The 11,141-nt window shown below is 67.4% G+C and carries 9 protein-coding genes; 4 read left to right on the forward strand and 5 right to left on the reverse strand.

All coding sequences use genetic code 11. From position 1 onward, the window contains the following. Positions 1 to 120 precede the first annotated feature (120 nt). The 4 genes from WAL33_RS02620 to WAL33_RS02635 all read right to left on the reverse strand — a co-directional run bounded on the left by WAL33_RS02620 (position 121) and on the right by WAL33_RS02635 (position 4,591). Positions 121 to 303 carry a hypothetical protein gene (locus WAL33_RS02620; protein WP_422178204.1) on the reverse strand — a complete coding sequence of 61 codons (183 nt, stop codon included), beginning with the start codon at positions 301 to 303 and terminating at the stop codon, positions 121 to 123. Between the two features lies 1 nt (position 304). Next, positions 305 to 1,693, reverse strand: coding sequence for an L-serine ammonia-lyase (locus tag WAL33_RS02625; RefSeq protein ID WP_422178206.1), 1,389 nt, complete (start codon positions 1,691 to 1,693; stop codon positions 305 to 307). Positions 1,694 to 1,873: 180 nt separating this feature from the next. Beyond that, the gene (locus tag WAL33_RS02630) at positions 1,874 to 3,529 is read right to left on the reverse strand and encodes a M28 family metallopeptidase (protein WP_422178208.1); all 1,656 of its coding nucleotides are present in this window, start codon (positions 3,527 to 3,529) and stop codon (positions 1,874 to 1,876) included. An 84-nt stretch (positions 3,530 to 3,613) separates the two neighbouring features. Beyond that, positions 3,614 to 4,591: a threonine ammonia-lyase gene (locus WAL33_RS02635; RefSeq protein WP_422178210.1), complete on the reverse strand. Its 978-nt coding sequence runs from the start codon at positions 4,589 to 4,591 to the stop codon at positions 3,614 to 3,616. Positions 4,592 to 4,691: 100 nt separating this feature from the next. On the opposite strand from WAL33_RS02635, the gene WAL33_RS02640 reads away from it, so the two are divergent. The 4 genes from WAL33_RS02640 to WAL33_RS02655 all read left to right on the forward strand — a co-directional run bounded on the left by WAL33_RS02640 (position 4,692) and on the right by WAL33_RS02655 (position 8,835). Continuing rightward, positions 4,692 to 5,303: an acyloxyacyl hydrolase gene (locus tag WAL33_RS02640; RefSeq protein ID WP_422178212.1), complete on the forward strand. Its 612-nt coding sequence runs from the start codon at positions 4,692 to 4,694 to the stop codon at positions 5,301 to 5,303. A 120-nt stretch (positions 5,304 to 5,423) separates the two neighbouring features. After that, positions 5,424 to 6,710: an adenylosuccinate synthase gene (locus WAL33_RS02645; protein WP_422178214.1), complete on the forward strand. Its 1,287-nt coding sequence runs from the start codon at positions 5,424 to 5,426 to the stop codon at positions 6,708 to 6,710. 182 nt (positions 6,711 to 6,892) lie between these two features. Then, positions 6,893 to 7,942, forward strand: coding sequence for a hypothetical protein (locus WAL33_RS02650; protein ID WP_422178216.1), 1,050 nt, complete (start codon positions 6,893 to 6,895; stop codon positions 7,940 to 7,942). A gap of 95 nt (positions 7,943 to 8,037) precedes the next feature. Next, positions 8,038 to 8,835, forward strand: coding sequence for a response regulator (locus tag WAL33_RS02655; RefSeq protein ID WP_422178218.1), 798 nt, complete (start codon positions 8,038 to 8,040; stop codon positions 8,833 to 8,835). Between the two features lie 86 nt (positions 8,836 to 8,921). Here WAL33_RS02655 and WAL33_RS02660 read toward each other — a convergent pair. Beyond that, positions 8,922 to 11,141: TonB-dependent receptor plug domain-containing protein (locus WAL33_RS02660; protein WP_422178220.1), on the reverse strand; the 2,220-nt coding region annotated here is incomplete at its 5' end.

Consider the following 11,141-nt stretch of genomic DNA (forward strand, 5'->3'; position numbering starts at 1 on the left):
GCGGCGACGGGTTGCGCCGCGAACCCCCTCCGGCCCTCCGGGCCACCTCCCCCAGAGGGGGAGGATCTACGCGCCAGATGCTCCCCCCTTGGGGGAGCTGTCGCGGAGCGACTGAGGGGGTCAGCGCGGCGTGTATCGGTCGACTTCAGCCTGATCGTGCGAACACTTCTTGGCCTCCTTGATCCACGCGCCCCCGCCATCAAGGCAGGCGTCGACCGTGAAGTATTCCTGCTTACAACGCGACACCGGGATAGCCGCAACAGCCACCAGCGCGATGATGATCCAGACTCCGCGCCGCTTCATCTCAGCACTCCACCCGGTTCACCGACAGCCCCACCGCCAGCCCGCCCAGCGAGGTCTCCTTGTAGATCTCGTTCATGTCCTCGCCGGTGCGCTTCATCGTGGCGATCACCTTGTCCAACGACACCGAGTGCTGGCCGTCGCCCAGCAGGGCCAGGCGCGCGGCGTCGATGGCCTTGATCGCGCCCATGGCGTTGCGCTCGATGCAGGGGATCTGGACCAGGCCGCCGATCGGGTCGCAGGTCAGGCCGAGGTTGTGCTCCATGCCGATCTCTGCGGCGTTCTCGATCTGGTCGTTCGTTGCGCCCAAGGCGGCCGCCAGCCCGGCCGCCGCCATCGAGCAGGCCACGCCGACTTCGCCCTGGCAGCCGACCTCGGCCCCGCTGATCGAGGCGTTGCGCTTGTAGAGCGCGCCGATCGCCGCCGCCGTCAGCAGGAACACCCGCACCCCCTGCGGCGTGCCGTTGTGGAAGCGGTGGTAGAACCGCAGCACCGCCGGGATCAGGCCGGCCGCGCCGTTGGTCGGGGCGGTGACCACCCGGCCGCCGGCCGCGTTCTCCTCGTTGACCGCCATGGCCCACAGGTTGACGAAGTCCATGGCCGCCAGCGGGTCGCTGATCTGGCGCTCCATCCGGCCCTGGATGATCTGGTGGATTTGGCGGGCCCGACGTTTCACCGCCAGGCCGCCCGGCAGGGTCCCGGTTTCGCGCATGCCGCGCTCGATGCAGGCTTCCATGGCGTCGAAGATGCGGTCGAGGCCGGCGCTCAGGGCGTCCTCGTCCATCCGCACGAGTTCGTTGGCGCCCATGACCCCGGCGATGGTCAGGCCGGCGTCCGCGGCGCGCTGCAGCAGGTCGGCGCCGGACTCGAACGGGAACGGCAGCTCCGGGCCTTCGTCGGGCGGGGTGTTGCGGCCCATCTGGCTCTCGTCACGCACGAAGCCGCCGCCGATCGAGAAATAGGTTCGCTCGGCCAGCGCGACGCCGGCCTTGTCGAAGGCGGTGAAGGTCAGTCCATTGGGGTGCTGGGGCAGGCGTTCGTGGCCGGCCCAGACGATGTCGCGCTCGGCGTCGAACCTGATCCCGACCTCGCCGCCCAGATGGATCCACTGGCTGGCGGCGGCTTCGGCCAGGGCCGCGTCGCCGGCGTCGGGATCCAGCTGCGCCGGCACGAAGCCCATCAGCCCCAGGATCACCGCCCGGTCGGTGGCGTGGCCCCGCCCGGTCAGGGCCAGGGAGGCGTAAAGCCGCGTCTCGACCCGGGCGACGTCGGACAGATCGCCGGCGTCACGTAGCCGCCCGACAAACAGCCCGGCGGCCGTCATCGGCCCCATGGTGTGGCTGCTCGACGGACCGACGCCCAGCTTGAACAGGTCGAAGACGGAGGCTGTCATTTCATACTCCGCTCATCCCACGTGGGGAGGAGCGCCAACAAATCGCAACAAGAGTTGTCATCCCGGACAAGCGAAGCGCAGATCCGGGACCACCGGAAGCTCTGAGGTCACGCGTCGGTCCCGGATCTTCGCGCTACGCGCTCGTCCGGGATGACAGAGAAGGGGAGCGTGGGTGGGTGGCTACTTGCGATCGCTCTTGGTCGTGTCCCGCAGCGCCTTGAACTCCGAACCCGCCTGCCATTCCGGCCAGGTTCTGGAATTGGCCAGGTCCGCGCCGATCTCGTAGAACAGGCCGATGTCCTGGGCCTGGCCGCTCAGGTCCCAGTCGGCGCTCCATTCGTCGGCGGGCTGGTGATAGCGGTTGGCGGTGTAGTCCTCTTCGGCCTTCTGGCCGGCTTCCTTGCCGCCCGTGACCAGGTCCTCGCCCGAGCCGACCGAGATGGCCGGCACGCCGCGTTTGGCGAACGGGAAGTGGTCCGAGCGATAGAAGTGGCCGGCCTGGGGCGAGGGGTCGGGCGTGAAGTAACGGCCGTGCGCCTTGGCCTTGGCGACCAGCAGGTCCTGCAGATCGACCTTGCCGTCGCCCGAGGTGGTGATGTCCTTGGCCGGTCCGGCGGCCGACAGGGCGTCGATGTTCAGGTCGCCGACCGTCTTGGACACCGGATAGAGCGGGTTGGCCGCGTAGTATTCCGACCCCAGCAGCCCGCGCTCCTCGGCGGTGACGGCCAGGAACAGGATCGAGCGCTGCGGGGCCGGCTGGCCCTTGAAGGCGCGGGCCAGCTCCAGGATGGCGGCGATGCCGTCGGCGTTGTCGATGGCGCCGTTGTAGATCTTGTCGCCCTTGGCGTCCGGCTGGCCGACGCCCAGATGGTCCCAGTGAGCGCTGTAGATCACCGTCTCGTCGGGGCGGACCGAGCCCTTGATCCGGCCGGCGATGTTCTTGGAGACGATCACCGAGTGGTCGACGCCGTAGGCGGCCGAGAAGGTCGCGCCCTTCAACTCCACCGGCTTGAAGTCGCGGTTCTGGGCCTGCTTCTTGAGCGCGTCGAAATCCAGGCCCGCCGACTTGAACAGGTCCACGGCCACGTCGCGCTGGATCCAGGATTCCAGGGCGGGATGGGTCTTGGCCGGCTCCTTGCGGACGATGTCGAACATCGTGTTGGTGTTGGAGTTCTTGACCGTCGCCCAGCCGTACGAGGCCGGCGCGGTCTCGTGGACGATCAGCACCCCGGCCGCGCCCAGGCGGGCGGCCTCTTCGAACTTGTAGGTCCAGCGGCCGTAATAGGTCATGGCCTTGCCGCCGAAGTCGCCGGCTCCGGTCTCGAAGTCAGGATCGTTGATCAGCACGACCAGGACCTTGCCCTTCACGTCCAGGCCCTTGAAGTCGTCCCAGGTCCGTTCCGGAGCCTTGACGCCATAGCCGACGAACACGATCGGGGCGTCCTTGATGGCGACGCTGTCGACATTGGTCATGGCCGCGCGGATGGCGATCTGCTCGCCCTGGGCCAGGGGAACGGCCTTGCCGCCGACCGTGAACTGGGCGGTGACCGGGCCCTTGATGTCGAACTTGCCCAGCGGGACGTCCTGGGTCCAGGCGCGGGTCCCGTCCTTCTGGACATCACCGGCCGGCCCCAGGCCGATCGCCTTCATCTGGCCCACGATGTAGTCGACCGACTTGGTCTCGCCCGCCGTGGCCGGGCCGCGGCCCTCGAATTCGTCGGACGACAGCACCTTGATGTGGGCCGAGAGTTTGGCGGGGTCGATCTTGGGCGCATCCGCCGCGTGAGCCAGCATGGGAGCGGCGATCAGGACGGTCGCGAGCAGCAAGCGTTTCATCGGGTCTCTCTTTTGGAGCAGATCTTGGTCGTTGGCGCGGACCCTAGCTTGTCTTCTCCTCACCCGCAAAGCGGGGGAGGGAGTTCAGATGTCGCCGGCCAGCACCCGCCCATACAGCGCCGGATCGACATTGCCGCCCGAGCAGACGATGGCCGCGGTTTGACCCTTCAGGTCGATCTTGCCGGTCAGGGCCGCGGTCAGGGCCACGCACCCGCCGGGTTCGATCACCAGCTTCAACACCGAGAAGGCGTAGCGCATGGCCTCGGCGACTTCGGCGTCGGTGACCGCGACGATCCCGCTGAGGGTCTTGCTGTTGATCGACCAGGTCAGCTCGCCGGGTATCGGGGTCAGCAGAGCATCGCAGATCGAGCGTGCGCCCTCGTCGATGGTCTCCCGCTTGCCGGACGCGAGAGAACGCCGCGTCTCGTCGAAGCCGGCCGGCTCGGCGCCCCAGACCTCGGTCGCGGGCGACAGCGCCTTGATCGCCGTCGAGACGCCGGCGATCAGTCCGCCGCCGCCGACGGGGCTCAGCACCTTGTCCAGCCGCGCGCCCACGGCCTCGGCCTGCTCGACGATTTCCAGCCCGGCCGTGCCCTGGCCGGCGATTATGTGCGGGTCGTCATAGGACGGCACGACCACGCAGCCGCGCTCGGCCGCGATCTGGTCGGCGATGGCGACGCGGTCCTCGGTGAAGCGGTCATAGAAGTGGATCTCGGCCCCGAAGCCGCGCGTGCCCTCCACCTTCACGGCGGGGGAGTCGGACGGCATGACGATCAGGGCCGGACAGCCCAGCAGCCGAGCCGCCAGGGCCACGCCCTGGGCGTGGTTGCCCGACGAGAAGGCCACCACTCCCCGCCGGCGCTCTTCGCCGCTCAACTGGGACAGCCGGTTGTAGGCGCCGCGGAACTTGAAGGCTCCGGCCCGTTGCAGGGTCTCGGGCTTGATCAGCACCCGACCGCCCAGGCGCTCGTTAAGCGCCGGGCTTTCGATGAGCGGGGTGCGGACGGCTTGTCCGGCGAGGCGGGCGGCGGCGGCTTGGATGTCGGAAAGACTGATGTTCATGGATCAACATCTATCGCCCCGCGGGTGACGCTGAAACCCTTTACGAGCTAGGCCGTTCAGCCCTAAGGAACACACGAACCGCTTGGGGGAAAACGCCTTGATGAAAGCCCTATTCGCCGGCGCGGCCTGCGCCGTCATGGCCACGGCCGCCGCAACCCCCGTGTCCGCCGGCGAGGTCCTGCTCGGCGTTTTCGAACATGACACCACGCTTGTCGGCAACGCGATCGGCCTGGGCGCCGCCGGCCGCGAGGACGGTGTCGACGTTCAGCTGGGCTATCGCACCGACAGGATCGAGGGCCTGCGTTTGCTGGGCAAACCGCAGGCTCACGCCTTGCTGTCGATCAACAGCGAGAACACCTCCAACTTCGTGGCCGTCGGTTTCGACTGGCGCATCGAGCTGGGCAAGCCGGGCGGCTTCTATTTCCGTCCCGGCCTAGGCCTGGCCTATACCGACGGCAAGGCCGGCTTGCCGCCCGCCAACGCGCCGGGCCTCAGCGATGAGGAGCGCGCTCGCCGCACCGAGCTCTACTACACGCGCATCGACTTCGGATCGCGCGTGCTGTTCGAGCCGGAACTGGCCCTGGGCTACGACATCAACGACAGCTGGTCGGCCGAACTGTCCTACACCCACCTGTCGAACGGCCAGGTCTTCCACAAGGGCAAGAACCAGGGGCTTGACGACGCCGGGGTCCGGCTGGTCTACAAGTTCTGAACCGGGCGGCCCCTTTTCGAGGCGGGCCGTCGCGCCGATCACAAGAGATGAAACGTCCGCCGCCGAGTCCTGTCGAAGGGCCGCGGGCGCCTTTCGGCAGGTGATAAGGCATATCTGAACATGGCCAATGTAACCGTTGTCGGCGCCCAGTGGGGCGACGAGGGCAAGGGCAAGATCGTCGACTGGCTGTCCAATCGGGCCGATGTCGTCGTGCGTTTCCAGGGCGGCCACAACGCCGGACACACCTTGGTGGTCGACGGCAAGGTCTACAAGCTGGCCCTGCTGCCCTCGGGCGTCGTGCAGGGCAAGCTGTCGGTCATCGGCAACGGCGTGGTCGTCGATCCCTGGCACCTGCTGGGCGAGATCGCCAAGATCGCCGAGCAGGGCGTGATCATCGGCCCCGACCTGCTGGTGCTGGCCGACAACGCCACCCTGATCCTGCCGCTGCACAAGGACCTGGACCAGGGCCGCGAGGCCGCGTCCAGCCAGAAGATCGGCACCACCGGCCGCGGCATCGGCCCGGCCTATGAGGACAAGGTCGGTCGCCGCGCCATCCGCGTCGCGGACCTGGCCGATCCCGAAGCCCTGAAGCCCAAGATCGAGCGCCTGCTCAGCCACCACGGCGCCCTGCGTCGCGGCCTGGGCCTGCCCGAGGCCGACGGCGAGGCGCTGTTCGACCAACTGATGGAGATCGCGCCGAAGATCCTGGCCTATGCCCAGCCGGCCTGGCGTCTGCTCGACCAGGCCCACAAGGCCGGCAAGCGCATCCTGTTCGAGGGCGCGCAAGGCGCTCTGCTGGACGTCGATCACGGCACCTATCCGTTCGTCACCTCGTCCAACACCGTCGCCGGCCAGGCCGCCGCCGGCTCGGGCATGGGTCCCAAGGGACCGGGCTACGTGCTGGGCATCGTCAAGGCCTACACCACGCGGGTGGGCGAGGGCCCGTTCGCCTGTGAGTTGGACGACGAGGTGGGCAAGCACCTGTCGACCGTGGGCCGGGAGGTCGGCGTCAACACCGGCCGCGCCCGCCGCTGCGGCTGGTTCGACGCGGTGCTGGTGCGCCAGTCGGTGGCCATCAACGGCATTGACGGCATCGCCCTGACCAAGCTGGACGTGCTGGACGGCCTGAAGACCCTGAAGATCTGCGTCGGCTACAAGATCGGGGACCGGACGGTCGATTACCTGCCGGCCGGCATGCGCGACCAGGCCGCGGCCGTGCCGATCTATGAGGAGATGGAAGGCTGGAGCGAAAGCACCGCCGGCGCCCGCTCGTTCAAGGACCTCAACGCCAACGCCATCAAGTATGTGCGCCGCGTCGAGGAGCTGATCGGCGCCCCGGTGGCCTTGTTGTCGACCAGTCCCGAGCGCGACGACACCATCCTGATGCGCGATCCGTTCCAGGGCTGATGGGCCGGTGAGTTCCGCTCTCGGTTAGCGATTGCTTAGCAGGCGCGGGTCTATGACGGCGGCTTCTTCGGGGAGGTTCGCCGTCGTTGCCCGCTGCGCGTCGTTCAAAGAAGTCCGTCAACAAGGCGGATCGGCTGACGCGCAGCCTGCGAGCGCTTGACCGCGAGGCTTCGACAAGCCGCGTGCTCAATCTGGTGGCCATCGAGGCTCACAGCGGCCACCGGCCCGAACACAGCGCGGCGCCGTTGTTCCGCAACCGCATCCTCAACGCCGCCCTGTTGGTCAAGCACCGCCTGCGGGCCGACGACATCTTCCTGTTCAATGAGGTCCGGCCAAACGCCACCAAGGTGATCATCCCGTTCGAGCGCAGCGACCTGGGCCTGGGCGGCCAGTCGTTCTTCGTGGGACAGCGCGGCTGGACGACCCTGCTGCGCGAAGCTTGCAATGAACCCACCGACATGGCGCGCGATATCGCCACCCTGCGCCTGATCGATCAGCTTCCATCCCTGGACCCGTTCCTTCTGCGCGAACACCTGCTCCGCCACGGCCGGTCGGTGGCGCCCAGCTATTTCGCCCTGTCGGAGGCGGACATGAGGCAGATGCAGAGCTTCGTGTCCGTGCAGCTGTCGCATCTGATCCAACAGGCCTATCGCCACGCCGGCGAAGTCGCGCCCGCCGCCCATGCCGCGCGCCTGGTCGAGGCTCTGCTGTCGGCCGATGTCGATGGACGGCTGGAGCCGCTGCGCAAGACCCTGGGCATGGACAGCGAGAGCTTCAAGGAGGGCGTCTTCAGCTGGAAGGGCTTCCTCTACTACAAATGGACGCTGACCCGGCTGTGGTCGGAACTCGAGACCGTAGGCGAGGAGATCACTCGGCTGAAGGTCACCGGCAGTCGCGACGAGGCCGCCCAGAGCCTTGTCGACGACACCCGCAAGCGTCTGCGGCAGGGCATCATCGCCGAGCGCAAGGCGATCGTGCGCGGGCTGGACATCTATGACCGCGCCTTCGATGGCTTGACGGACAACGGCAGGCCCCAGGCGTTCCGCGAATTCCTGCAGCGCGCGCCCGATATGTTCCTGTCGCTGGGCGAAAGGGTCGGGGTGGTCGCCCACATCGCCAGCTTCTGGCGCTATCGGTTCCCGCTGGGGACGCCGTTGGTGGCCGACATCGACGAGATCATCGACATCCTCCAGGATTTCGACTCCGGATTGAGCGCCGGCCTGAACGCCTGACGGCCATCTGTCGAAAGACGTCGCCATCAAGCGGATTTTTACTATCGTCCGCCTAGCATGGGCGGCTGAAACCCTTTTCTGGAGCTTCCGGGCCCGTGTTCGACGGCAACATCCGCACTCTGCAGCGTATCGCCGCGAGGATGCAGCGCGTGTTGATCGTCGATCCGCACGTGGCCGCGGCGCGTCTGCTCGCCGATCATTTGCGCCATGTGGGCGGCCGTGTGCAGATCTTCCACGCCGGATCCGTCGAGGCCGGTTGGGGCATGGCCCGCACGATCGACCCGGTGCTGATCTTCGTCGAGCATGCTTCGGCGGGTTCGGACGGCCTGGCCCTGGCGCGTAAGATTCGCCGCAGCGATCTGGACTGCCGCGAGTGCCCGATCATCATGTGCACCGCCGAGGCCACGGCCGAGGCGATCTACGGGGCCCGTGACGCGGGCATCCACGAGTTCATGCGCAAGCCGTTCACGATCAAGGACCTGGAGCGCCGGCTCGAGGCGGTGACGCTGAAGCCCCGCGACTGGATCGAGGCCGTGGAGTATGTGGGACCCGATCGCCGCCGCTTCAATTCGGCCGAGTACAGGGGGCCGCGCAAACGCAAGGCCGACGCCAGCAGCACCCCCGCGGCCCGCCTGGCCCAGGCCCTGCGCATCGTCAAGTCAGCCGGTCAGGCGCTGGACAGCGATCCGGCCCAGGCTCGTCGCGCCCTGGCCGCCCAGGCCGTCGAGCTCAAGAAGGTGGGGGAGATCGTCAAGAACGCTCTCCTGATCGAGGCCGCCGTCGCCCTGGAGGCCTGCATGGCCGGTGACATGGCGCGGACCGAACTGGTCAAGCGCATCAATGTCTTGATGGGCTTCCCGGTCGAGGACAAGGCCGGTCGCGGCGCCGCCTGAGGGTTTCGGCCACGATCTTGGAAGCGACCACGAAAAGGGGCGGCGTCCGCGGACGCCGCCCTTCGTCGTTCTGGATCGCGCTTCGCCTAGAAGGCCAGGCGGGCGATCAGCTGGAACACCGGACCGGCGTTCTCGCGCTCGATCTCGTATTCGCCGTCGGTGTAGTTGCGGGCTTTCTGCTTCGCGATCGTCGTGAACTTGTCGAACGTTTCCTTCTTCTCGCTGTCCAGCAGGTTGGAGCCGGTCAGGCGGATCGTCAGGTCCTTGCCGATCCGCTTTTCAAGGAAGATCTCCAGGTCGCCGTCATAGGTGGTGGTGACTTCCTCGCCCACGACGCGGCTATAGGCCTCGCCTTGCTTGCGGTAGGTGGCGCCGAACGCCATGCCCCAGGTCGGCACGTCCTGGATGAAGCCGACGTTCAGCACGTAGTCCGACTGGCTGTTGAACTTGCGCGAGCCGAACTCGTCGTTCACGTCGCTGTCCAGCCAGGAGTAGTTCAGGAACACGCCGGTGTTTTCCAGGCCGATCACGGTCAGCGGGGTCGAGAGGTCGAACTCGACGCCCCAGACCTTGCCGTCGCCGGTGTTGCGGGCCGAGTAGAGGAACGTGCCGGGACCCTCGTCGCCTTCCTCGCCGGTGTTGGTCAGCTCGATCAGGTCCGAGACCTTGCGGTAGAAGACGTTGATCCCGGCCACGCCCTGCTTGCCCATCCGGTGCTCGTAGCCGGCGTCCAGGCCCCAGGCGGTTTCCGGCTTCAGCGCCGGATTGCCGATGAAGTCGTTGTCGCCCAGCTCGGCGGTCAGCAGGGCCGGCGACAGGTAGTCGAAACTGGGACGGCGGATGGTGCGCGCGCCCGACACATAGACCTGATCTTCGGTGGTGACGTTGTAGCGCAGCGAGGCCGACGGCAGCAGGATCTTGTAGTCGACATCGGTGGTCGAGGGGACCGTGCGGTCCTGCAGGGTGACGTTGGTGGTCTCATAGCGCAGGCCGGCTTCCCACTTCAGGGCGCCCGACTTGCCGTCCAGCATCACATAGGGGTCAAGGCGGGTCTGCTCGAACGCGGCGTCGCCGCCGTCGATCGCCTTGTAGGGACCGAAGGCTGGCGGGTTGGCGCTGGGCAGGTTGTAGCGGTTGCGCGGGACCTCGGTGACCAGCAGGTCGCGCTGCTTCTTCTCGTACTGGACGCCGAACTGCAGCTGCACGCCCTCGTTCAGGTCGCGCTTGTGTTCCAGCTTGGCCGAGAACTCGGTGTCTTCCAGATTGGTCTCGGACTTGTCGCGGGTGATGCGGTCGCCGTCCGGATAGGGATTGGCGTCGCGCAGGTACTCGGTCTCGTCCTCGAACTCGGCTTCCTCGTTCTTGAACGAGGCGTAGCCCAGCTTCACGCTGGTTTTGCCGCCGAACATGTCGTGGCTGTACTTGCCGCTGAGCGAGTAGCTGTCCTGTTGGATGTCGACGTCGTTGTCGTTCAGGGTCAACAGGTTGGCGGTGTTGCGGATGTCCTTGTTGTACTCGATCGAGTCTTCGTTCTGGTAGCGGTTGGTGTGGACGTAGAAGCCGCCAAGATCGAGATCGCCGCCGGCCAGCGGGGTCTGGTAACTGGCGTTGAACGAGTAGTCGGTGCCATTGCGCACGTCGGTCTGGGTTTCGCTGTTGACGATCGGCCCGTCCGGCTTGGTGTAGCGCAGGCTGGTCTTGTTCTTGGGATTGCGGCGGCCCTGCACATTGGCGCCGATCAGCAGGCGGCCGGGGCCGACCTGACCGCCCCAGACGCCGCCGACGGTTTCGCGGATGCGCTTGTCGTCGAACATCAGGGCGCCGGCGCGGACGAAGCCGCCGTCCAGGGCGTAGGCGTCGCGCAGCACGATGTTGATCGCGCCGGCTACGGCGTCGCCGCTGCGGTTGGCCGAGGCGCTGCGGACGATCTCGATGCGGTCGATCAGTTCGGCCGGGATGCGGTCCACGAAGAAGGCCGAGTCAGCGCCCGAACCGAAGGCGCCCGAGCCGGAGCCGGCCCCCGGGACCTTCTCGCCGTTGATCAGGATCTGGGTGTAGGCCGGGTCGAGGCCACGCAGGCGCACGCCGTCCGATTCCAGCACGTCCGACAGGAAGGCGACGCTGGGCACGCGCTTGAGGGCGTCGCCGGCGGTCAGGGGTTCGAAGCGCTGGAAATAGTCCAGGTCGTAGTTCAGGATCGGCGCGGCCTGGTCGGTGCGGTTGCGATAGGCGATCTGGGCCTGGACGACCAGTTCCGACGCGGTGGTCGGCGCCTCGGCGGCCGTGGCGATCGGCGCGTCGACGTC

Origin of the sequence: Caulobacter sp. (assembly GCF_049283275.1) — a bacterium.
GTDB lineage: Bacteria > Pseudomonadota > Alphaproteobacteria > Caulobacterales > Caulobacteraceae > Caulobacter.

Coding starts and splice junctions, on each gene's coding strand:
- WAL33_RS02620 (WP_422178204.1), bottom strand. CDS start 303: ATGAAGCGGCGCGGAGTCTGGATCATCATCGCGCTGGTGGCTGTTGCG.
- WAL33_RS02625 (WP_422178206.1), bottom strand. CDS start 1,693: ATGACAGCCTCCGTCTTCGACCTGTTCAAGCTGGGCGTCGGTCCGTCG.
- WAL33_RS02630 (WP_422178208.1), bottom strand. CDS start 3,529: ATGAAACGCTTGCTGCTCGCGACCGTCCTGATCGCCGCTCCCATGCTG.
- WAL33_RS02635 (WP_422178210.1), bottom strand. CDS start 4,591: ATGAACATCAGTCTTTCCGACATCCAAGCCGCCGCCGCCCGCCTCGCC.
- WAL33_RS02640 (WP_422178212.1), top strand. CDS start 4,692: ATGAAAGCCCTATTCGCCGGCGCGGCCTGCGCCGTCATGGCCACGGCC.
- WAL33_RS02645 (WP_422178214.1), top strand. CDS start 5,424: ATGGCCAATGTAACCGTTGTCGGCGCCCAGTGGGGCGACGAGGGCAAG.